Source organism: Aurantimonas sp. Leaf443 (genome assembly GCF_001425575.1).
Taxonomy (GTDB): Bacteria; Pseudomonadota; Alphaproteobacteria; order Rhizobiales; family Rhizobiaceae; genus Leaf443.
In genome coordinates, this window is sequence record NZ_LMRD01000006.1 from 559,908 (window position 1) to 578,747 (window position 18,840).

The window sequence follows — 18,840 nt, forward strand, 5'->3', positions numbered from 1 at the left end:
CCGCCCCTTCGACCGCCGAGGACGACCCGATGCCGCTGACCCTCTCGCTCAACACCAACCCGCTGGTGAACCGCTTCGCCGATGTCGACGATCTCGTGGAGACCGTCGCGCGCGACCTTCGCATCCGCGACCTGCAGCTGACGCACGAGTTCATCAACCCGTCCTGGCCGGCTCCGGCGATCCGCCGCCTCACGCGCCGGATGGGCGCGGCGCTGCAGCGCACAGGCGTGCGCGTCACGAGCGGCATGACCGGACCCTACGGGCGGCTGAACCATTTCGGCCATCCCGACGCCGAGGTGCGGCGCTACTATGTCGACTGGTTCAAGACCTTCGCCGACATCACCGGCGATCTCGGCGGCACCAGCGTCGGCACGCAGTTCGCGATCTTCACCTATCGCGACTATGACGACGCCGCGCGGCGCGAGGAGCTCATCGACATCGCCATCGACTGCTGGGCGGAGGTCGCCGAGCACGCCAAGGGCGCGGGGCTCACCTCCGTCTTCTGGGAGCCGATGTCGGTCGGGCGCGAGTTCGGCCACACGATCGAGGAGACGATGCGGCTTCAGGACCGGCTGACGGCCGCCGACATGGCGATCCCGATGTGGATGATGGCCGACATCGACCACGGCGACGTGACCTCGCCCAATCCCGACGACGTCGATCCCTATGCCTGGGCCCGCGCCGTGCCGAAGGTCTCGCCGATCATCCACATCAAGCAGTCGAAGATGGACAAAGGCGGCCACCGCCCCTTCACCGCCGAGCACAACGCCAACGGCCGCGTGCAGCCCGCCCCGCTGCTGGCCGCCTTGGCCGAGGGCGGCGCGCTCGACAACGAGATCTGCCTCGAACTCTCCTTCAAGGAACGCGAGCCCGACGACCGCAACGTCATCCCCGCCATTGCCGAAAGCATCGCCTTCTGGGCACCGCATATCGACTCGGGCGCGGGCGATCTGAAGGTCTGACGGCGACAGGTCAGCACGAGGTTCTTCTCCCCTGCGGGGAGAAGTGCCCGGCAGGGCGATGAGGGGAATTCGGCTTCCGACGTTCGGGTCACCGCGATCAGGCGCCGCTGGTTGTCCCGGACCGTTGCACGCCTCTCATCCGGCTGCCGCCACCTTCTCCCCGCGGGGGAGAAGAATCACGCTTTGAAGGTCGAGATCGCGGCTCAGCCCTTCGCCGCCTCGAGCCAGGCGGCGACGCTCTCCCGCGCGTGGGCGAAGGAGCGCACGCCCGCGTCCGAGCCGAGGCCGCCGGCGACGAGGGCGGCGACGCCTTGGGCGAAGCGGACGGCGTCCTCGGGATTCATGGCGTGGTGGAGGGCGGTGATGAATCCGGCGTCGAAGGCGTCTCCGCAGCCGGTCGTGTCGACGACGTCGATCGCGTAGGCGGGCACGTGGAGGCGCGTACCGGCGGCGTCGGCATAGTAGGCGCCCTCCGAGCCCAGCGTGAAGACGCAGGTCCTGGCGCCCCGGTCGAGATAGAAGGCGGCGCAATCGCGCGGGCCCCTGCAGCCCGACATATCCTGCGCCTCCTCGATCGAGGGCATGAAGTAATCGATATAAGGCAGGAGCGGCAGGACGAGCGGTGCGGTCTGCGCGGAAGCGGCGATGAGGTCGAAGGTGACGGTGCAGCCCCGGGCCTTGGCCTCCTTCAGCAGCGTCACGCTGCGCGGGCCGTCGAGGCGCGCGAGGAGCCCGGTGCCGCCCAGATGCACGATCGGCGCGTCGAACACCTGGTCGTAGAAGCTTGCCGGCAGATCGAAATGGTCGGAGGCGCCGCGCTGGTGCAGCGCGGGCCGCTCGCCGTTCGGGCGGATGTTGAGGATCGTCGCCGAGGTCGGCACGCCGTCGAGGCGCTGCATGGCGGACGTGTCGATGCCAAGGCCCTTCATCGCGCCGAGCACGAAATCGGCCTTCTCGTCGTTGCCGACCGCCCCGACCGCGAGGCTTCTGAGCCCGAGCTTGGCGGTGTTGACGACGACCCCGCCGGCCGTGCCCGCGACCGTGAGCCTGATCTCCTCGATGAAGTCGACATTGCCGCGCTCGGGGATCGCGGTCACCGGGCGGCCAAGAATGTCGAGGATGTAGAGGCCGATGACGGAGACGTCGTAGCGCATGGGACAGGCTTTCAGGCGATGAAGCGGTTGCCGTCGGCGAAAAGCATCAGGCGCTCGCGCGGGACGGTGAGATGCACGGTGCCGCCAAGCGCGGCCGGCGGGCGGCGCTCGGTGTTGACCTTGATGTCGGTGTCGCCGATGCGCGCCTTGGTGAGATAGCGGCCGGCGATGCCGATGGCCTGGTCGACGAGGACGGCCGGCACGCTGCCGGCTTCCGGCGCGCCGACCATGCGCACGCGCTCGGGGCGGATGCCGATGGTGATCTTGGCGCCCCGCGGCAGGCCGGCGGGCGCGGGCAGGGGGTCGGCGAGGATCGGCGAACGCACGAGCCCGCCCTCGACGCTGGCGGCGACGAAGTTCATGCCGGGATTGCCGAGGAACCAGCCGCCGAACTCGGAGGTCGGCTCGTTGTAGAGCACCTGCGGCCTGTCATATTGCAGGATGCGCCCGCTCTTCATCAGCGCGATCCGGTCGGCCAGCGTCATCGCCTCGGTCTGGTCGTGCGTGACGTAGACGATCGTCTGGCGCAGCCGCTGGGTCACGAGCTTGAAGGCCCGGATGAGCTGCAGCTTGGCGTTGACCTCGACATTGGTCGTCGGCTCGTCGAACAGCACGATCTCGGACTGGCGCGCCACGGCCCGGCCGACCGCCACCTTCTGGCGCGTGCCGGCGTCGAGATCCTCGATGAAGGCCTTGGCGAGGGGGCGGATGTCGAGGACGTCGAGCACCTCGTCCACGCGGCGCTGGCGCTCGGCGGCCGAGACGGAGCCGTCATGCACCATCGGCAGGGCGATGTTCTCGGCGACCGAGAGCGTCGGGTACATGACCGGATACTGGAAGACCATGCCGACATTGCGCTTCCTCGGCGGCAGGGCCGTCACGTCGCGGCCGCCGAAGAGGACGCGGCCGGTGGTCGGGCGCTCGAGGCCCGCCAGCATGCGCATCAGCGTCGTCTTCCCGCAGCCGGACGGCCCGAGAAGGCAGGCCACCTCGCCGTCGGCGAAGCGCATGTCGATATCGTCGACGGCGGTGAAGGCGCCGAACCGCTTGGTGACGCGGTCGATGGTGATCTCGGCCATCAGAGCCTCCCTGCGCCGAGCCGCGCGCCGCTCCCGGCGTCGAACAGCATGATGTCGGCGGGATCGACGGCAAGGCGCAGCCGCGTGCCGAGTTCGGGCGGCGGCGCGCCGGTGAGCGGCATCGTCGCCGTCAGCGGATGGCCACCCGCCTCGACATAGACGACGGCCTCGCCGCCGAGATTCTCGACCAGCGTCACCTCGGCGTCGATCTGGAGAAGCGCGGCGTCGGCCGGCCGGGCGCCTGCCTGCGGCATCAGCCGGATCGCCTCCGGCCGCAGGCCCGCGATCACGGCGCCCTCGAAACCCTGGAACAGGCCGGACGCGCGCAGCGGGCCGGCGTCCAGGCGGCCGCCCGAAAGCGTGCCCGGCACCAGATTGGCATGCGGGAAGCCGACGAGATCCAGCGAGCGCATGTGCCGCGGGTCGTCGTAGACGGCGATGGCGCCGTCGTGCTGGACGACGCGGCCCTTGTCGAGGACGACGAGGCGCTGGGCCATGGTGAGGGCTTCCAGCGAATCCGAGGTCGCATAGAGGAAGGTCGCCTTCAACTCCTCGCGAAGGGCCTTCAATTCATCCATCAGGCGCTCGCGCAGCTTGTAGTCGAGGCCGACGAGCGGATCGTCGAGGACGAAGATCTCGGCGTTCTTCAGAAGGCCGCGGGCCACCGCCACGCGCTGCTTCTCGCCGCCCGAGAGCTGGTCGGGCGTCTTCTTCAGGAGATGGGTGATGGCGAGGATGCCGGCGGTTCGGTCGACGCGGCGGGCGATCTCGTCCTTCGGCGCCTTCGCCAGCGTCAGCGGATAGGCCATGTTCTGCGCCACCGTCTGGTGCGGGTAGAGCGCGAAGCTCTGCGGCACGTAGCCGATGGGCCGCTCGGCGGGCGGGGCACCGGTGATGTCGCGGCCCGACAGGAGCACCTGCCCGGCATCGGGCGTCTCGAGCCCGACGAGGATGCGGAAGAGCACGGACTTGCCGGAGGCCGGGGGGCCGCACAGGACGGTGAAGCTCTGCGGCTCGACCGCGAGATCGAGACCGTCGAGCGCGCGCTTGGCACCGTAGGAGCGGGTGAGGGATCGAAATTCGACGGACACGGCGCCTATCGTCCGAGCTGCGAGAAATAGGGCACGAGCAGGATGCCGGCGCCGAAGATGGCCGCCACGATGGCGAGCACGGTCGCGATGAAGACGAGGCTGCGGCCGACGGACGCGTCCTTGCGCAGGTTGCCGACGGCGATCTGGAGCAGCGTCGAGACGACGAGGATCGACAGGCCGAGCTTGTAGAGCGTGAGATTGTAGCGCTGCGCGATGAGGAGGATCCCCGCCAGGAGGCCGAGGATCAGCGTCGTCTCCAGCCGTTCGGGAAAGGAGCGGGCATGCTTCATGGGATCAGACCTCGCCGCGCACCGTGCCGAAGGTCATGCCGACGAGCAGGTATTTCTGAAAGAAGTAGATGAACGCGATGGGAGGGATGATGTAGATCGAGGTCATCGCGGAGATGAAGGTCCAGTTCACGCCGCCGTCCGCATAGGTTCCGACCGCCAGCGCGTAGGGAATGTTCTGCGTGGTGACGCCGCCGATGATGAAGTTGAACAGGAACTCGTTCCACACGAAGATCAGGTTGAAGATGAAGGCGGCGATGAGGCCGGGGCGGACCTGCGGCAGCACGACCTTGAAGATGACGTGGAACCAGGAGCCGCCATTGACGATGCCCGTCTCGTCGAAGCGCGTGGAGACGCCGTCGAGGAAGCCCTTCAGGATCCAGACCGAGAAGGGGATCGAGAACATCGCGTAGAAGAGCATCAGCCAGAGATGCGAGTCCTTCCAGCCGAAGGCCACATACATCAGGAAGACCGGCAGGATGACGGCCGGGCCCGGCAGCATGCGGATCGACAGGAGCAGGAACATCAGGAAGTCCGTGCCCTTCGGCCGGAAGCGCGAGAAGCAGAAGGCGGCGAGGAAGGACACGAAGACGGCGATGACGACGGCGCCGAGCGACAGGAGGATCGAGTTGCCGATCTGCAGGAACAGCGAGTCCCGGCCGAACAGCGCGACGTAGTTCTCGAGCGTCGGCTGGAACACCAGCTTCGGCGGCACCGCCAGGATGTCGGTGCGCGTCTTGAAGGAGGCGAGCACGATCCAGGCGATGGGCGCGAAGAAGAAGAGCGAGATGGCCCAGAGGCCGGCATAGTAGAGACCGTTGCGCAGGCGCTGCATCGGCTCAGCCCTCCCGTCGACGTCTGAGATTGAGGACGAAGATGAAGACGCTCGTCATCGCGATCGAGATGAGGAGGAGGAGGACCGAATAGGCCGAGGACCAGCCCATGTTGAAGCTCTCGAAGGCCTGCTTGTTGAGCTCCAGCGCCACGAGCCGCGTCTGCTGGCCGGGCCCGCCCTTGGTCATCGGGATGATGAGGTCGAGCGTCTTGAAACTGTCGATCGTGCGCAGGAGGATGCCGAGCATCAGGATGAACTTGCCGTGGTGCCAGATCACGAGGCTGAGGCGTCGGTGGAAGGGCACGCGGTCGATCTCGGCCGCTTCCAGCTCGGCTTTCGGCACGGAGCCGAGGGCCGCGAGCGTCATCAGCGTCATGAAGGGCGTCCACATCCAGCAGTCCACGGCCAGCACCGCCCAGAAGGCGATGTTCGGATTGCCGAGGAAGTCGATCGGCCCGGTGTCGAACAGGCCGTGCGACATGGCGTTGAGAACGCCGAAGGTCGGGTCGTAGATGAAGCGGAAGAAGGTGCCGGTGGCGACGGGCGTCAGCACCATCGGCGCGAAGAGGAGCGTCAGCGCGAGGCGCCGCCCGGGCATTTCCTTCGAGCCCCAGAAGAGAAAGCCGAGCGCGGCGCCGAGCACGGTCTGGATGCCGACGCCGAAGAGCACGAAGGTGAAGGTGCGCGACAGGTCGTACCAGATGGCGTTCTTGGAATTGAAGATCTGGACGAAGTTGCGCAGGCCGACGAAGTCCGGCGGCGTGCCGCCCGTCAGCGAGAAGTTGTAGAAGGAGAGGCCCAGCAGCCAGAGCGTCGGGATCGTGTTGAAGACGATGAAGAAGACGAGGACGGGCGCCAGAAGCGCCGGCACCAGCGATCGTCTCGTCTCGAAGAGGCGCATGCGCCTGCGCGGCGGGGCAACTGACATCGGGGCATGTCCAAAAGTTCGCAGGGCCGGGGCGTCGACGCCCCTCGGCGGCATGGGGCGTTCCGGCGCGGAGCGGCGCGCTCGTCTGCGCTGCAGGCCGGGTCCGGGCGCTTCGCGCCCGCTCCGATCGTGAAAGCCCGGAGCGGGCGCGTCGTCGCGTCAGGCGGCGAAGCCGCGCCTCAGAGCGAGGTCATCGCGCATTTGTCGGACGGCTCGGTCTTGGCCGTGCCGCTGTCGTAGAGGATCTGCTGCTGGGCGCAGGCGATGTAGTCGAGCACCGCCTGCGGATCGGTCGACTGGCCGGTGACGAAGGAGGAATAGCCCTCCTGCTGCACGGCGAGCATCTCGGAATATTTCGGGTCGTGCCAGAAGTCGCGCGAGCGCCCGTCCTCCAGCATGAACTTGTAGGTGCGGTTCCAGGGATTGATGTCGTCGAAGTCGGGCCGCGAGAGGGTCGCCTTGTCGGCGGGATTGCCGCCGCGCTTGGCGAATTCGAGCGCCGTGTCCGGCTGGTACCACCAGTTCATGAAGTCGATGGCCACGCGCATCTTCGCCTCGTCGTTGAAGGCGTTGATGACCCAGGGCTGGCCTCCCATGGAATAGATGCGCTTGGCGCTCTCGCCGGTGCCGTGCTTGGGCGGCGGGACGACGAGGACCTTGCCCTGCAGTTCCGGCGTGATCATCGCCGGGCCGACGGCCGCCCACTGGATGGTGGAGAAGACCTTGCCCTGGGTGAAGACGTCGATGCCTTCGGCGATGCCGATATTGGTGGCGCCCGGCGGGCAGTATTTCAGCCAGTCCTTGTAGGCCTGCAGGGAAGCGGCGTTCTCGGGCGTGTTGAGGATGCCCTCGATCTGGCCGGTCTTCGGATCCCAGGTCTCGCCGCCGCGGCTCCACAGGAAGTTGTTGAAGGCGCAGGTCGCGAAGTCGTAGACGCGGCTGTACTGCTGGGCGAAGCCCCAGCGCTGCTCGTCCGGCCGGGTGAAGAACTCGGCGACCTTCTCGAACTCGTCCATGGTCAGGGCTTCGAAATCCTCGAAGCTCTTGGGCAGCGGCCTGCCGTACTTGGCGGTGAAGGCCTCGTTCTCCTTCGGGTCCTCCAGCCAGTCCTTGCGCACGAAGAGCGCCTCGACGTCGCCCTCCTGCGGCAGGCCCCAGATGTCCTGGCTGCCGTCGGGATAGGTCATGTAGGTGTCGACGACGGTCTTGGAGTACCAGTCGACCTGCAGGCCCTTGTTGGCGGCGATGACGTCGTTCAGCTTCAGGATCCAGCCGGGCTGGGCGAGGGCGCCGAGCCACTGCGAATCCGAGATGATGATGTTGAACTCCTGGCTCTTGGTGACGAGCGAGGTCGCCGCCTTCTGGAAGAGGTCGGAGAAGGGCGCCTCCTGGAAGGCGAAGGAGACGTTGTAGCCGTATTTTTCCTTCACGAAATCGGCGAAGAGCGGCGACATCTTCACGCCGAGCGAGGAGGGCACCCAGCCGGCGATGCCGAGGATGTTCATCTCGATCGACTGGCCCGTGAGCGGATGCGCTTCCTGCGCCGCGAGCCGATTGATGAACGGCGCGCTCAAAGCACTCGACAGGCCGAATGCTGCAGCGCCCTTCAGAATTGTGCGACGCGGCAAAATCAAGCCGTGCCCTGCAGTGGGGATATGCTTCATATGACCCTCCCGACGCGTTCGCGATCGATGGCGTTTCCAACCGACTTCTTGACGAAGTTCGTTCGCTCGCGAAACCCGCTCGATCCAGCGTTGAATTTGCTGTTTTTGCGAGCCGCGAATATTGATTGGCGACATTATTCAAATCGGCTACAACAAAAGTCAATATGGCTCGCAACAATCGTTCCCCGACCCGTCGCGGCAGCAGTGGCTCTTCCCCGGCCGGGGGCGGCGCGAGCGCTTCCGCCCGCCTCGCCGCGCCGGCGGCGGGGCGAGGCGCGGACGCGGCGCCGGCGTCGGAGCCCGATCGGACCAGCGACGCCATCCCCTTGCATTTCCGGGACGATCCGCTGCTCTGGGCCGGCTGGCTCTATGCCGAGGACGGGCTGACGCAGAACGACATCGCGGCCGTCATGGGCGTCTCGCGCGCCACCGTGAACAACTATCTCTCCGAGGCGCGCAGCCGGGGAATCGTCAGCCTGACGATGGAGCCGGCGCGGCTCGGCGAGTTCTCCATCGCGCAGGCGCTGAAGCGCCATTTCCGGCTCGACGAATGCATCGTCGTGCCGGCGGCCGAGCCCGCCCTGCCGCTGATCGAGCGGCTCGGCGTCGCCGGCGCGCGGGTGCTGCGCGGCCTCGTGAAGCCCGGCGACAGCGTCGGCGTCGCCTGGGGGCGGACCGTGATGGCGGTGGCGCGCGCCATGGCGCCGATCCGCGTGCGCGACGTCTCGGTGGTGCAGGTGACGGGCGGGCTGACGGCGACCTTCGACTTCTCGCCCGAACTCTGCGTCTCGCGGCTCGCGCAGGCCTTCGACGCCCGCTCCATCAACATCACCGCCCCCGCCATCGTCTCGACGCCCGCCGTGCGCGACATCCTGATGGGCGAGGGCATCGTCGCCGACCAGTTCGCCCTGGCGCGCGGGGTCGACAAGATCCTCTTCGGCATCTGCTCGACGCGGCCCGACAGCCTGATCTACGAGAGCGCGCTCATCACGCCCGAGGACATGGGCCAGCCGATCGCCAGCCGCGCGACGGCGGTCGTCGCCGGGCGTCTGATCGACGACCGCGGACGCCCGGTGCGCGGCGCGCTCGACGAGCGCACGATCGGGCTGACGCTGGAGGACATCCTTCGCATCCGCACGCGCGTGGCCGTGGCGGGCGGCACGGACAAGGTGCCGGCCATCCTCTCGGTGCTGCGCGGGCGCTACGCCAACATTCTCATCACAGATGCCGTGACGGGGCATGGCATCCTGCAGGCCGAAGGCGTGCCGGAGGCGCTCGGCCAGCTGCGGGGAACCCGGAAGCTACAGGTGCAGGGAGGCACGTTCGTGAAGACCAAGAAGCTCATCAACGACCCGAAGACGATCATCGAGGAGATGCTGGAGGGCATCGTCAAGGCGCACCCGAACCACGTGCGCCAGCTGGAGGGCAGCCCGCGCTCGCTGGTGGCGGTCGACGGCCCGCGCGAGGGCAAGGTCGGCATCGTCATCGGCGGCGGCTCGGGCCACGAGCCGTCCTTCCTCGGCTTCGTCGGCCGGGGCATCGCGGATGGCTGCGCGGTCGGCAACGTCTTCGCCTCGCCGCCGCCGGACCCGATCCTCGAATGCACCAAGGCCGTGAACGGCGGCGCGGGCGTCGTCTATCTCTACGGGAACTATGCCGGCGACGTGATGAATTTCGACATGGCGGCCGAGATGGCGGCGATGGAGGACATCGAGGTGCGCACGGTGGTGACCACCGACGACGTCGCCTCCGCCCCGCGCGACCAGCGCGACCGGCGCCGGGGCGTGGCCGGCAACTTCTTCATCTTCAAGATCGCGGGCGCCGCCGCCGACAGGATGCTGCCGATCGAGGAGGTGGAGCGGCTGGCGCGCAAGGCCAACGAGCGCACCTTCACCGTCGGCGTCGCGCTCTCGCCCTGCTCGCTGCCGCAGACGCTGCGGCACAATTTCGAGATCGGCGAGGGGGAGATGGAGATCGGCATGGGCATCCATGGCGAGCCCGGCATCCTGCGCGAGCCGCTGAAGAGCGCCGACGAGGTGACGGACGCCATGCTCGACCGTATCTTCGACGAATTGCAGACGGAGAAGGGCGGTCGGGTCGCCGTCCTCGTCAACTCGCTCGGCTCGACGCCCCTCATGGAACTCTATGTCGTGAACCGGCGCGTGCGCCAGCGCCTGGAGAAGCGCGGCATCGAGGTGCACGCGACCTGGGTGGGAGCCTATTGCACCTCGCTCGAGATGGCCGGCATGTCGGTGACGTTGATCCATCTCGACGACGAGCTGACGCCGCTGCTCGACCACCCTTGCGACTGCGCGATGTTCCGCGCCGGCTGACGCGCCGGCCGGCCGCCGCCCGCGCGGGCGCGGCCGTCCTCATAGTCCGGAGGGGAGCGCGGTCGCTCCACCTCTCCACCCGTTCGAAGAGTTTGGGAGAACATTCTTGGCCGACATCACAGGCAGGGACCTCATCGCCATGTTCGATGCGATCGCGGCGATGATCGAGACGCAGAAGGGGCATCTGAGCGAACTCGACGGCGTCATCGGCGATGCCGATCATGGCGTCACGATGGGCATCGGCTTCTCGGCCGTCACCGAGGCGCTGTCCCAGCTGGACGCGTCGAGCGCGGAGCCGACGGCCGTCTTCAACGCGGCCGCCAAGTCCTTCCTCAACGCCGTCGGCGCCTCGTCCGGTCCGCTCTACGCCACGGCCTTCATGCGCGCGGGCGCGGCGGCCAAGGGCAAGGCGAGCCTCGACCGGGACGCGATGGTGGACGTCGTCGCGGCGCTGTCGCGCGGCATCCAGGAGCGGGGCAAGGCGACGCGCGGCGAGAAGACGATGGTGGACGCCTGGCTACCGGGCGCCGAGGCGGCGGAAGCGGCGCGCGCGGCCGGCGAGCCGCTCGGCGCCTGCCTTGCGGCGGCGGCGGCGGCGGCGAAGGAAGGCGCGGACTCGACCAAGGCGATGCTCGCCTCCAAGGGCCGCGCCTCGCGCCTCGGCGAGCGGGCGCTCGGCCACATGGACCCCGGCGCCGCCTCCGCCGCGATGATCCTCCAGGTGATCGCCGAGGAGTTCAAGGACTGAGGCGGGAAAGGCCCCGGCCGGCATTCGCGTCGGCCGGACGGCGGCTCCGGTCGAAAAGGGCGGGGGGCGGCATGGAAAAGTTTAGCGCCCTCGCAACGTTCCGACGCCGCACCCGACGGCCGAGGTGACGCAGCCACAGGTCCGTCGATGGCTGGACGAGCGAACCCGGCAACATAGTTGAGTTGCAGACACGACAAGGCACCCGGACGGTTCTCGATCGAACCCGGGTGCCTTCGTTCGTCATGTCCGGCCGAGCGCGGAGGCGTCGGCCGGAACCGTCAGGCGATCAGGACTTGCCGCCGCCGCGCATGGCCGCTTCGAGGGCCGCCATCTGCTCCTTCATGAGCTTCGTGCGGTCCGACTTGCGGGCGTCGCGCTGGGCCTGGCGAGCGGCTTCCTTCTCGGCTTCCTCGGCGGCCTTGCGGGCGGCTTCGGCGGCGATCCGGGCCTCTTCTTCCTGCTTGCGGCGGACGATCTCCTCCGCCTTGCGCTGGGCCTCGGCCTTGGCACGCTCCTCGGCTTCGATCTTCTTCTGCGCTTCGCGAGCCTCGCGCGCCTCGGCCAGCGCGATCCGCTCGAGGCGGGCCTGCTCGGCTTCCGGGCTGTTCAGCCGTGCCTTGGCGCGCTCCAGAAGAGCGAGCTTGGCATCTTTCGCCGCGGAACGGCGTTCGACGAAATCGATATCCTTGGGCTTCAACATTTCACCAGTTATCGTCGGAGCGGCGCCGTGCGGAACCTGCACAGTTCGTTGTCTCGCCGGCTCATGTGTGGACTTGGGTTGGATAGGCTTCTTTGGCACGCGGCGCAACACATGCCCGGCCTCAGGGATAACGCCGCTCTTCAGCCATGCGTTCCGGCGGGGGCTGGCGTTACTTGGACAGACGCCGCCGGTTGGCGCGCACGCGCTTGGTGTAGGGCTTGAGGCCCGCCGAGAGGATGTCGTCCGCATGGTTGCCGCCGGCATGACGCCCCGTCACCGCAGCCAGCGTCGCCTCGCCGGCGATGCGCGCGGCCGCCGCGTTCATGGCCATCACCGATTCGCCGGCCGCCTGCATCTTCTCGGTGACCATGAGGGCGGCTTCGGCCTTGTCCTCGGCGGAGGGCGAAGCCGCGGTCATCCAGAACTGCATCATGCGCGTGCCGATGATGAAGGGCGACATCGTCATCAGCGTGGTCATCGCGGCGATGCTCTTGGGAGCGCCAGAGGCGAAGGGCGTGTTGGACCGGCGGGTCATCGAGGGGCTCCGAAAGAGGATCGTCCGCTGGCGAAACGCGCGACTGGCCGCCAAGGACGCATCCTACCGCGTTTATCTCGCGACTGCGAAGGAAATCGCCGAACGGTGAAGCGCTTCCAGGCGTTCCGCCGTCACAGGAAATGCAGGAGCGCGGCGAGCGCCGCCCCGTAGACGCCCGCGAGAAGCACCATCGAGCCGAGGCCCACCACGACGGAGGCGACGAGCCAGAGCCCGTCGCGCGCGCTGATGGCGATGCCGGACAGGGCGATGGAAACGCCGGGGATCATGTTGGTGAGCGGCATCGGAATGGCGACGAGCACCGCCATCAGGAAGGCGAACCAGCCGACGGCGCACAGGACCGCCTTTTCCGGCTGCGGCCAGTAGCGGTGGCGCGCCAGCCGCTCGACCTTGCGCAGATGCGGGCCGATCTTGCCCATCACCGTCGCCAGGATCTCCGGGCTGATCCGGGCGCGGCGCACGCGGCCGGGCAGCCAGAGGCGATGGCGGCCGATGGCCAGCTGGATGGTGAAGAGCAGGAGGGGTACGCCGAAGAGGAAGGAGCCGCCCGGCGGCAGCGGCACGAGGTTGATGCCGCCGAAGAGGATGAAGAAGGCCCCGAAGGCACGCGTGTCGAAGGCGCGGCTGAGATCGTCGATCGTGGGATGGGCCTGGCCCTTGTGGGTGAAACCGCGCAGGATCGCGGAGATGCGACGCTGGCGCGGGCCGTTCGATCGTCGGCGGACAGGGACCGTTTCGTCCGGGGACACGGGGATTTCCTTCGGGACTGCTGGGCGGCGGGCGAGCGGGCCCTCGCGCGGTACGGTGACGGGCACAGGTTGAAGGCCGGTGAACGGCCGGGCGCAAGCCCGCCACAGCGGCTGCATGCAGCTTTAGGACGGGCGAATGTCAGCCATGTGTCCGGTCCGTCACAATGGGCCTCGCGAAGCGATGCGGGACCCCGGCGGCGCTGTGGCATTCGGGCATCACCCGGAGGTCACGCTCCTCCATGCCCGCGATCGCGGGAACCGGACGCCGGGGAGATCGTTGTCCGGCCACATTCAACTTGCGGGAGCCGACGATCATGGCCAAGCGTAGCATTCTGATTTCCAGCCTTCTCGTCGGCGCCCTGGCGCTCGGTGCCTGCGCCAACACGGTGCGCGGCGTGGGCCGCGACGTCGGCAACACGGTCGACGCCACCGAAGGCGCCGTGCGCGACGTCGCCCGCTAAGCCTTCCCCGATCCTGTATCGCGCGACCGCCGTCCCTCCCGGGGCGGCGGTCGTCGCGTGTCCGGGGGCCGGATTTTCATCCGACGCGTTCGCAAGTCCCGTCTGCCGGTCTGACAGGACGACGATTTCGGCGTAAGTTCCCGCCGGGCATCGATCGGGAGCGGGGCGCGTGGGATCGTTCATCGCAGGCATGATGAAGCGGCCGCTTGCGGTCGTGGCGGCCGTCGTGATGGCGCTGGTTCTGTTGCCGGTGGCCGTCTGGCTGGATCTGCGCCATCTCTCCGACACGACGCTCTCCTCGCAGGCCTCCAGCCTGAACGCCATGATCACCGACATCCGCGGCTACTACGCGCAGAATGTCGTCGGCCGCGTCGTCGCAAGCGAGGGGCGCACGCTCGCGGTCCACAACTATCGCGACATTGCCGGCGCCATTCCCATTCCGGCCACGCTGTCGCTCGAACTCGGCGAGGTGATCGGCAAGGGCCACGACATCGGCTATCGCTTCGTCTCCGACCTCGTCTTCAAGAGCCGCATGCCGCACGAGCTCGATGGATTCGAGCGCCGGGCGCTCGCCACGTTCCGCAACGAAGCCGGCCCCAAGCCGCCGATTTCCGAAGTGTCCGGCTCGATCTTCGACCGCCGCATCCGGCTCGCCGCGCCCGTCCTCATGGGCCCGGCCTGCGTCGCCTGCCACAACGCCCATCCGGAAAGCCCGAAGACGGACTGGAAGGTCGGCGACGTGCGCGGCATCCAGGAGATTTCGATCGCCCAGCCGATCGCCGCCAATCTCCTCTCCTTCAAGTATCTCTTCGCCTATTTCACCGGCGCCGGGCTCTTCGGCTTCGTCTTCGTCGCCATCCAGTGGCGCCAGGCGCGCGAGATGCGGCGCATGAACCGCGACCTGGAGGAGACCAACGGTTTCCTCGCGTCCATCTCGATGAAGATCTCGAAATATCTCTCACCCCAGGTCTATCGCTCGATCTTCAGCGGCGAGCGCGACGTGGTCATCTCGACCGAGCGCAAGAAGCTGACGATCTTCTTCTCCGACATCAAGGATTTTACCGTCACGTCCGAACGGCTCCAGCCCGAGGAACTGACGCAGCTCCTGAACGAATACTTCACCGAGATGTCCACCATCGCCTCGCAATACGGGGCGACGGTCGACAAGTTCATCGGCGACGCGATCCTCGCCTTCTTCGGCGATCCGGAGACGCGCGGCGCCAAGGAGGATGCGAAGGCCTGCGTCGACATGGCGATCGCCATGCAGCGGCGGATGGTGGAACTGAACGCCGAATGGCGCCGCCGCGGCATCGAGAAGCCGTTCCAGGCGCGGATGGGCATCAACACGGGCTATTGCAATGTCGGGAATTTCGGCAGCGCGGACCGCATGGACTATACGATCATCGGCGCCGAGGCGAACCTCGCGGCGCGGCTGGAGCAGATCGCCGAGCCCGGCGGCATCGTCATGAGCTACGAGACCTTCGCGCTCGTGGAGGACGGCATCGACGCGCGGGCGCTGCCGCCGATCTCGCTCAAGGGAATCAGCCGGCAGGTCATTCCCTATGCGGTCGAGGGCATTCTCGACGAACGGGCCGCCGGCGCCTCGATCATCAACGAGGTGCACGAGGGTGCGCGCATCTTCCTCGATCTCGACAGGGTGGACGAGCGCGAGAGCGCGCGGCTGGAGGCGATCCTCGCCGAGGCGATGAGCGCGCTCAAGGCGAGGCGGCCGCTTCCGTCCTGATCGCCGCCCGAAAAACGGTCAGTCGGCCGGGCCCGGGCCGAGCGGCAGGACGAGGAGGGCGGCGAGGCCCCCTTCGCTGCGCCCTTCCAGCGTGAGCGTGCCGCCGTAGAGTTCCGCGAGTTCGGCGGCGATGGGCAGGCCGAAGCCGTGGCCGGGCGCGCTCTCGTCGAGCCGGCGCCCGGGCTGGAGGACGGCGACGATCTCCTCCGCCGTCAGGCCCGGCCCGTCGTCGAGGACGGCGATGCGGGCCTGGCGGTCGATGCGGGCGGCCGTCACGCGCACCTGCCGGCGCGCATGGCGGCAGGCATTGTCGAGGAGATTGCCGAGCATCTCGTCGAGATCCTCCGCCTCGACCGACAGGGCGAGATCGCTGGGAATGGCGGCTTCGATGGCAAGGTCCCGGCCGGCGTGAAGGCGCGCGAGCGCGGCGGCGAGATCCTCGACATGCGGGCGCAGGACGGTGCGGTGGCGCAGAGGACCGCCGAGGGCGGCCGCCCGGGCGCGCCGCAGATGGTGGCGGATGCGCCGGTCCATCAGCTGGGACAGGCCGAGAAGGGCCGCGCGGTCGGACAGGTCCGGGCTGCGCTCGATGGCGGCCGAGAGGGTCGCCAGCGGCGTCTTCAGCCCATGGGCAAGATTGGCGACGTGGAGGCGCGCCTGGCGCAGATTGGCCGCGTCCTGTTCGATGAGCGCGTTCAGCTCGGCGACGAGCGGGCGCAGCTCGCCGGGCTGCTCGGCGGGAATGGCGTCGGCCCTGCCGTCGCGCACGGCCTTGAGGTCCTTCGCCAGGGCGCCGAGCGGCGCGAGCCCGTAGCGCACCTGCACGGCCATCGCGGCGACGAGCAGGGCGCCGAGAAGGGCGAGGGCGCCCGCCACCGTCAGCACGGCCTCCCGCAGCGGGTCGGTCAGGGCGGAGCGCGGGGCCGTCGCCACGATGCGCAGACGATCGCCGTCGATGCGTGCCTCGGCGACGCGGGCGATCAGGGCCGCTCCGTCCGGTCCGCGCGCCTCGACAGGATCGGGCCCGTTGCGCGCGCGCCCGGAGAAAACGTCGAGGTCGAGCCTGTCGCGGCCGAGCGAGCGCGAGGTCAGCGGCGCCTCGCCTCCGTCGAGCGCCACGACCTGCCAGAACCAGCCGGAGCCGCGCCGGTCGAAGGGCGGCCCGTCCACGTCTCGCCCGAGCCGCAGGTCGGGCGCGCCCGGGTGGCCGCGCCGCCCGGCCTCCCTCGGCCCGTCGCGATCCTCCCGCCGGTCCCGCCCGTCGCGGCGGGGCTCGCGATCCTCCAGATCTCCGTCCTGCAGCGCGGCGGCGATGGCGGCGATCTGGAGATCGAGCCGGCCGACGACCTGCCGCTCCACGAAGGCGGAGAGGACCTGCGCGATCACGAGACCGGCAAGGATCACCGCCGCCACGATCAGTCCGGCGGCGGCCAGCAGAAGGCGCGCCCGAAGCGTGCCGGTGAGGCGCGACAGAAGCGCAGGCCGGCTCATCCGGCACCGTCCGCGCCCGCGGTGAGCCGGTAGCCGAGGCCGCGCGAGGTCTCGATGGCGGAATGGCCGATCTTGCGACGCAGCCGGGCGATGATGACCTCGATGGAGTTGGAATCGACCTCCGCGTCCCCCTCGTAGACCCGCTCCATCAAATCCAGGCGCGGCACGATCACCTCCTTGCGCAGCATCAGGCAGGAGAGGACGCGCCATTCGAGGGCCGTCAGCTTCAAGGGCAGACCATCGCGCTCGAACGTGCCGAGCTGCGCGTCGAAGACCAGGGCGCCGCAGGCAATGCGCGAATCGGCGTGGCCACGCGACCGGCGCACGAGCGCGCGCAGGCGCATCACCAGTTCCTCGATGCGGAAGGGTTTGACGAGATAGTCGTCGGCGCCTGCCTTGAAGCCCTGGACCTTGTCGCTCCAGCCGTCCCGGGCGGTGAGGATGAGGACCGGCAGGGGGCGCCCGGCGGCGCGCCAATGCCTGAGGACGGAGATGCCGTCCAGCTTCGGCAGGCCGAGATCGAGAACGGCGGCGTCATAGGCCTCGGTCTCGCCGAGATGGGCGCCGTCCTCGCCGTCGGCGGTGTGATCGACGGCGAAGTTCTCCGCGCGCAGGGCGGCGGCGATCTCGGCGGCGAGGGCCGCGTCGTCCTCGACGAGGAGAACCCGCATGTCGGTCTGCTCCGTTTTCAGAAATCTCGCCGCGCCGCCCCGTGCTCCAGAGCGGACACGCGCGGGAGGGACTGTCCGTCCGGGGTAGGGCGGACGGCTGAACCGAAGCTGAACCGCCCGGTTCAGATCGGGTTCCGGCGGCCCCGCTAGAAGCGCGTCATCGCAATCGAGGACAAGGACCTTCCGATGACGAACCGCCCGACCACCAGGACGACCGCCACCCGCCGCCGCGCCGCGCTGCTCGCCGGCCTCTTCGCCGCGCCGCTGATGCTCGGCACTTTCGCGGCCAGCGCGCAGACCGCGACGGTGCCCGCGCCGCAGGCCGTCGCTCCAGGCGCCGTGCCGCCGGCCCTGCCCGCCGCGCAGCCGCAGAGGGGCCCGGCCGCCGAGCCGCGCCGGATCGGCGACCTCGCCGACATGGGCTCGATCTCGATCTCCGGCCGCGTGGTCGAGATCTTCGGCGACCGTTTCGTCGTCGAGGACGACAGCGGGCGGGCGCTGGTCGAGACGGGCCGCGAGGGCGCCGCGCGCACCGATGTCGCGGTCGGCGACCGCGTCACCGTCGAAGGCCGTTTCGCCGGCGGTGCGCTCCAGGCACGGGCGCTGACGAAGGAGGGCGGCGAGCGCGTGACGCTGCGCGCACCCAGGCGCGGCGACGAGGGTGCGGAGCGCTTCGCCGACGAGGGCCCGCGCGGCGGACCGCGACACGGGCCGGACGGCAAGCGCCACGGCCCCCGCGAGGACGGACCGCGCGCCGAGCGTGGCGAGGGCGAGGAGGACGGCTGGGCCTTCTGGCGCGGCGGCGTCGACACCGACAAGGCCACCGCGGCGCTGACTTCGACCGGCTACCGCGACGTCTCGCTCGTCGATCGGAAGAAGAAGGATGCAAGCTTCAAGGCGACCGACGCCGCCGGCACGGTGTGGCTCGTGAAGGTCGGATCCGACAATGCCGTGCGCGAGCGCGAGCCCTATCGAGCACCGCTGGACGAGGCGGCGGCCAAGGCGGCGGTGGAGCGCCTCGGCTACACCTATGACGGCGATTACGACACGGGCCCCCGCCATGTGGAGGTCGCCGCCAGGACGAAGGACGGCAAGGCGGTCGAACTGGAGCTGAACTTCGACGGAACGCTGAAGAAGGAGCGCTTCGACGACTGACGCCGGCAGGCGCCTGCGCCGGACCTCCGCGGCCCGGACGCTCGGTTCCGTCCCGAAGGACGACCCTTGCGCGCCGCCGGGCCCATGCCCGGCGGCGTCGACGCGTCCTGCGTTGCACGATGCGGCTTTGCCCCGCGGCGACCGGCAGCGTAAGGTCGATCCACGACGCCGCGCGTCGTCATCCGGGACGCGACCGCAAAACGGGCGTCCAGTCGACCCAGAGAGGGACCTTGCG

Annotated in this window: 18 protein-coding genes; 6 read left to right on the top strand and 12 right to left on the bottom strand. The window is 69.0% G+C overall.

The window, feature by feature from the left end; all coding sequences use genetic code 11:
- Positions 1-29 precede the first annotated feature (29 nt).
- Positions 30-962 carry a TIM barrel protein gene (locus tag ASG48_RS07270; RefSeq protein ID WP_055847291.1) on the top strand — a complete coding sequence of 311 codons (933 nt, stop codon included), beginning with the start codon at positions 30-32 and terminating at the stop codon, positions 960-962.
- Positions 963-1,165: 203 nt separating this feature from the next.
- Here ASG48_RS07270 and ASG48_RS07275 read toward each other — a convergent pair whose 3' ends face one another.
- The 7 genes from ASG48_RS07275 to ASG48_RS07305 all read right to left on the bottom strand — a co-directional run bounded on the left by ASG48_RS07275 (position 1,166) and on the right by ASG48_RS07305 (position 7,910).
- The gene (locus tag ASG48_RS07275) at positions 1,166-2,116 is read right to left on the bottom strand and encodes a sugar kinase (RefSeq protein ID WP_055847294.1); all 951 of its coding nucleotides are present in this window, start codon (positions 2,114-2,116) and stop codon (positions 1,166-1,168) included.
- Between the two features lie 11 nt (positions 2,117-2,127).
- Complete coding sequence (locus ASG48_RS07280) at positions 2,128-3,195, bottom strand: ABC transporter ATP-binding protein (RefSeq protein ID WP_055847297.1); 1,068 nt, start codon at positions 3,193-3,195, stop codon at positions 2,128-2,130.
- Positions 3,195-4,286: an ABC transporter ATP-binding protein gene (locus tag ASG48_RS07285; RefSeq protein ID WP_055847300.1), complete on the bottom strand. Its 1,092-nt coding sequence runs from the start codon at positions 4,284-4,286 to the stop codon at positions 3,195-3,197. Before ASG48_RS07285 ends, ASG48_RS07280 begins: the two co-directional genes overlap by 1 nt.
- A 5-nt stretch (positions 4,287-4,291) precedes the next feature.
- Positions 4,292-4,576 (bottom strand): hypothetical protein, encoded by a 285-nt coding sequence (locus ASG48_RS07290; RefSeq protein WP_055847303.1) that lies wholly within the window; start codon positions 4,574-4,576, stop codon positions 4,292-4,294.
- A 4-nt stretch (positions 4,577-4,580) separates the two neighbouring features.
- A complete protein-coding gene (locus ASG48_RS07295; RefSeq protein ID WP_055847305.1) occupies positions 4,581-5,408 on the bottom strand; it encodes a carbohydrate ABC transporter permease in 828 nt (275 codons plus the stop codon).
- A 4-nt stretch (positions 5,409-5,412) separates the two neighbouring features.
- Entirely contained in the window at positions 5,413-6,336 is a 924-nt protein-coding gene (locus tag ASG48_RS07300) for a sugar ABC transporter permease (protein ID WP_055847308.1), read from the bottom strand.
- 179 nt (positions 6,337-6,515) lie between these two features.
- A complete protein-coding gene (locus ASG48_RS07305; RefSeq protein WP_244486801.1) occupies positions 6,516-7,910 on the bottom strand; it encodes an extracellular solute-binding protein in 1,395 nt (464 codons plus the stop codon).
- Positions 7,911-8,326: 416 nt separating this feature from the next.
- On the opposite strand from ASG48_RS07305, the gene ASG48_RS17855 reads away from it, so the two are divergent.
- Positions 8,327-10,333: a bifunctional sugar-binding transcriptional regulator/dihydroxyacetone kinase subunit DhaK gene (locus ASG48_RS17855; RefSeq protein WP_244486806.1), complete on the top strand. Its 2,007-nt coding sequence runs from the start codon at positions 8,327-8,329 to the stop codon at positions 10,331-10,333.
- A gap of 139 nt (positions 10,334-10,472) precedes the next feature.
- The gene (dhaL, locus tag ASG48_RS07315) at positions 10,473-11,081 is read left to right on the top strand and encodes a dihydroxyacetone kinase subunit DhaL (protein WP_055847312.1); all 609 of its coding nucleotides are present in this window, start codon (positions 10,473-10,475) and stop codon (positions 11,079-11,081) included.
- Positions 11,082-11,367: 286 nt separating this feature from the next.
- Here dhaL and ASG48_RS07320 read toward each other — a convergent pair whose 3' ends face one another.
- The 3 genes from ASG48_RS07320 to ASG48_RS07330 form a co-directional block, all read right to left on the bottom strand.
- Complete coding sequence (locus ASG48_RS07320) at positions 11,368-11,823, bottom strand: DUF6481 family protein (protein ID WP_156381491.1); 456 nt, start codon at positions 11,821-11,823, stop codon at positions 11,368-11,370.
- A gap of 127 nt (positions 11,824-11,950) precedes the next feature.
- Positions 11,951-12,316: a hypothetical protein gene (locus ASG48_RS07325; RefSeq protein ID WP_082529300.1), complete on the bottom strand. Its 366-nt coding sequence runs from the start codon at positions 12,314-12,316 to the stop codon at positions 11,951-11,953.
- A gap of 131 nt (positions 12,317-12,447) precedes the next feature.
- Positions 12,448-13,083, bottom strand: coding sequence for an exopolysaccharide biosynthesis protein (locus ASG48_RS07330; protein WP_055847318.1), 636 nt, complete (start codon positions 13,081-13,083; stop codon positions 12,448-12,450).
- Positions 13,084-13,397: 314 nt separating this feature from the next.
- Here ASG48_RS07330 and ASG48_RS18535 point away from each other — a divergent pair, with 314 nt between their 5' ends.
- Positions 13,398-13,544: a hypothetical protein gene (locus ASG48_RS18535; RefSeq protein ID WP_200939572.1), complete on the top strand. Its 147-nt coding sequence runs from the start codon at positions 13,398-13,400 to the stop codon at positions 13,542-13,544.
- A 190-nt stretch (positions 13,545-13,734) separates the two neighbouring features.
- Positions 13,735-15,288 carry an adenylate/guanylate cyclase domain-containing protein gene (locus ASG48_RS07335; RefSeq protein WP_055847326.1) on the top strand — a complete coding sequence of 518 codons (1,554 nt, stop codon included), beginning with the start codon at positions 13,735-13,737 and terminating at the stop codon, positions 15,286-15,288.
- An 18-nt stretch (positions 15,289-15,306) separates the two neighbouring features.
- On the opposite strand, the gene ASG48_RS07340 is transcribed toward ASG48_RS07335, so the two are convergent.
- Both ASG48_RS07340 and ASG48_RS07345 read right to left on the bottom strand, forming a co-directional pair.
- Positions 15,307-16,779 (bottom strand): HAMP domain-containing sensor histidine kinase, encoded by a 1,473-nt coding sequence (locus ASG48_RS07340; protein WP_055847329.1) that lies wholly within the window; start codon positions 16,777-16,779, stop codon positions 15,307-15,309.
- A complete protein-coding gene (locus tag ASG48_RS07345) occupies positions 16,776-17,450 on the bottom strand; it encodes a response regulator transcription factor (RefSeq protein WP_055847332.1) in 675 nt (224 codons plus the stop codon). The genes ASG48_RS07340 and ASG48_RS07345 overlap by 4 nt, the downstream gene beginning before the upstream one ends.
- A gap of 186 nt (positions 17,451-17,636) precedes the next feature.
- Between ASG48_RS07345 and ASG48_RS07350 the strand changes: the two genes are divergently transcribed.
- Positions 17,637-18,605, top strand: a complete 969-nt coding sequence (locus ASG48_RS07350) for a hypothetical protein (RefSeq protein ID WP_055847335.1) — start codon at positions 17,637-17,639, stop codon at positions 18,603-18,605.
- Positions 18,606-18,840 lie beyond the last annotated feature (235 nt).

What these genes read in the sequence shown, in the direction of transcription:
- dhaL (WP_055847312.1), top strand. Translation starts at nt 10,473, where the DNA reads ATGTTCGATGCGATCGCGGCGATGATCGAGACGCAGAAGGGGCATCTG.
- ASG48_RS07350 (WP_055847335.1), top strand. Translation starts at nt 17,637, where the DNA reads ATGACGAACCGCCCGACCACCAGGACGACCGCCACCCGCCGCCGCGCC.
- ASG48_RS07270 (WP_055847291.1), top strand. Translation starts at nt 30, where the DNA reads ATGCCGCTGACCCTCTCGCTCAACACCAACCCGCTGGTGAACCGCTTC.
- ASG48_RS07300 (WP_055847308.1), bottom strand. Translation starts at nt 6,336, where the DNA reads ATGTCAGTTGCCCCGCCGCGCAGGCGCATGCGCCTCTTCGAGACGAGA.
- ASG48_RS07280 (WP_055847297.1), bottom strand. Translation starts at nt 3,195, where the DNA reads ATGGCCGAGATCACCATCGACCGCGTCACCAAGCGGTTCGGCGCCTTC.
- ASG48_RS07325 (WP_082529300.1), bottom strand. Translation starts at nt 12,316, where the DNA reads ATGACCCGCCGGTCCAACACGCCCTTCGCCTCTGGCGCTCCCAAGAGC.
- ASG48_RS07340 (WP_055847329.1), bottom strand. Translation starts at nt 16,779, where the DNA reads ATGAGCCGGCCTGCGCTTCTGTCGCGCCTCACCGGCACGCTTCGGGCG.
- ASG48_RS07335 (WP_055847326.1), top strand. Translation starts at nt 13,735, where the DNA reads ATGATGAAGCGGCCGCTTGCGGTCGTGGCGGCCGTCGTGATGGCGCTG.
- ASG48_RS07275 (WP_055847294.1), bottom strand. Translation starts at nt 2,116, where the DNA reads ATGCGCTACGACGTCTCCGTCATCGGCCTCTACATCCTCGACATTCTT.
- ASG48_RS07290 (WP_055847303.1), bottom strand. Translation starts at nt 4,576, where the DNA reads ATGAAGCATGCCCGCTCCTTTCCCGAACGGCTGGAGACGACGCTGATC.
- ASG48_RS07345 (WP_055847332.1), bottom strand. Translation starts at nt 17,450, where the DNA reads ATGCGGGTTCTCCTCGTCGAGGACGACGCGGCCCTCGCCGCCGAGATC.
- ASG48_RS18535 (WP_200939572.1), top strand. Translation starts at nt 13,398, where the DNA reads ATGGCCAAGCGTAGCATTCTGATTTCCAGCCTTCTCGTCGGCGCCCTG.
- ASG48_RS07295 (WP_055847305.1), bottom strand. Translation starts at nt 5,408, where the DNA reads ATGCAGCGCCTGCGCAACGGTCTCTACTATGCCGGCCTCTGGGCCATC.